2 protein-coding genes are annotated in these 1,522 nt (G+C 63.9%); both read right to left on the bottom strand.

Going from position 1 to position 1,522, the window contains the following annotated elements:
* Positions 1 to 48 precede the first annotated feature (48 nt).
* On the bottom strand, positions 49 to 213 hold the full coding sequence (locus tag AB0915_RS39155; RefSeq protein WP_366696176.1) for a hypothetical protein: 165 nt from the start codon (positions 211 to 213) through the stop codon (positions 49 to 51).
* Positions 214 to 712: 499 nt separating this feature from the next.
* Complete coding sequence (locus AB0915_RS39150; protein WP_366696174.1) at positions 713 to 940, bottom strand: hypothetical protein; 228 nt, start codon at positions 938 to 940, stop codon at positions 713 to 715.
* Positions 941 to 1,522: the final 582 nt, after the last annotated feature.

Below are 1,522 nucleotides of genomic sequence, written 5' to 3'. Positions count from 1 at the left end.
GCGAAGAGGTCGACGAGCGGAAGGAGCCGGAGATCAGGGAGATCCCCGTCAGCGGATGGAACGGGGCTCGCCAGTTGCCTGTGCCCTCCAGTAGAGGACGCCATCGGCGCTACTGGTGTCGAACCCCGAGGCGTACAGATCTGGCCGTCCGTCCCGGTCGGCGTCGCCGATACCGAGGAGGTGGCGGCGGTACGAGCCCCAGCTGGCACCGATGCTGACGCGGGGCGCGAAGGTACCGTCTCCCTTGCCAAGGGTGAGCCACAGGACGCCGTCTTGTCGCGGGCGACGAGGTCTCCGGCCGCGGCTCCGGCGAATTTGCCGGTGCGGTCAGTTGGTTGTAACGAATGCTGGTCACCACGCGAGATCTAGTGAGGCAGAGTGGAGCAAAGGCCCTATAGAGACCTACTGGCGCCAGGCAATGAAAAAGGGTCCGCGAGCAGCATTTCTGCTGCTCACGGACCCTTCCGTTCGTGTGGCGGCGCCAGGGTTCGAACCTGGGTAGGCTGAGCCGGCAGATTTACAGACCGCGCCCAGCATGCCCGCGGACCAGGCACTTCCTCAGTCGCTGGATGTGGCGCCCCATACCGACCCCACAGGGCAGCGCCAAGAGTTGCAGAGCGCTACCCCAGAAGCCGCTTGACCGCGGCCACACCCCCACGGTCAGTGCTCACAACGGCGATGATGCGCCCCGCCCATGCCGAACGGGGGCGGGTTAGGCCCAGTCAGTGCACGAGTTCAGCAGCGTGTCCCCCTCGAAGCGTGCTATCTGAACACCCTTCTCGTAGATGCCATAGCTGCTCTGAGCAGTGGTTTCCCACACCTTCGTGGTACCGCTGCCACCGGTGTTGGAATGCCACGGCCATGTGAGGGTGGAACCGCCGTCGGTCTTGGTGAGGTATCGCACCCGGACGTGGTGGCCGTCAGCTGATGTGTCCTTCACGCTCAAGGTCACCGCCACTTCACCACGCGGATCCGAGCCGTTCACTGAAACTGACGATCCAGATGCCCCCGTGGTGGAGCAGCTTGCGGTCTTAGTGATAGCTGCTGCAGCAGCACTTGACGTAGACGCGGCGCCGACCGTAAGTGCACTCGCAGCCAGCAGTACGCCGCAGGTACGTCCCATTACCTTTGCGTTGAGCATGCCACTCCCCTTGGATTGATCTTCGCGACTCGTAGATCAAATCAGGAATTCCGGCAGCCACAAGAGCCTTTTCGGTCACCCAGTCAGACAGTTCTGTCACGTACGGTCACAAAACGTCAGATCGCGGGAACCCGAATACTGCCGCCACATCGGCGACTTCGTCGGGACGACGATCGGATCCTCTCTGCCCTTCCGCTGGCGACGCTGCCTAGTCCCGGCGGGTCAAGACGCGATCTGTCAGCCTCCACTGGCTGGGCCGCAGCCTTCCCGCAACCAGGGCAAGGGCACCGCCGTTTGACCGCTGTCTGTCGGCCCACCTGGACGTACCTGCGTGGAGACCTGGGGCGGGAGCTCCGCCCCAGGTCAATCCGCCGGGGTGTG

Source organism: Streptomyces sp. NPDC048411, from assembly GCF_040704695.1.
In the GTDB taxonomy this organism is placed as follows: domain Bacteria; phylum Actinomycetota; class Actinomycetes; order Streptomycetales; family Streptomycetaceae; genus Streptomyces.
The sequence above is the reverse complement of the archived record's forward strand: the minus strand, read 5'-3'. Positions and strand labels throughout refer to the sequence as shown.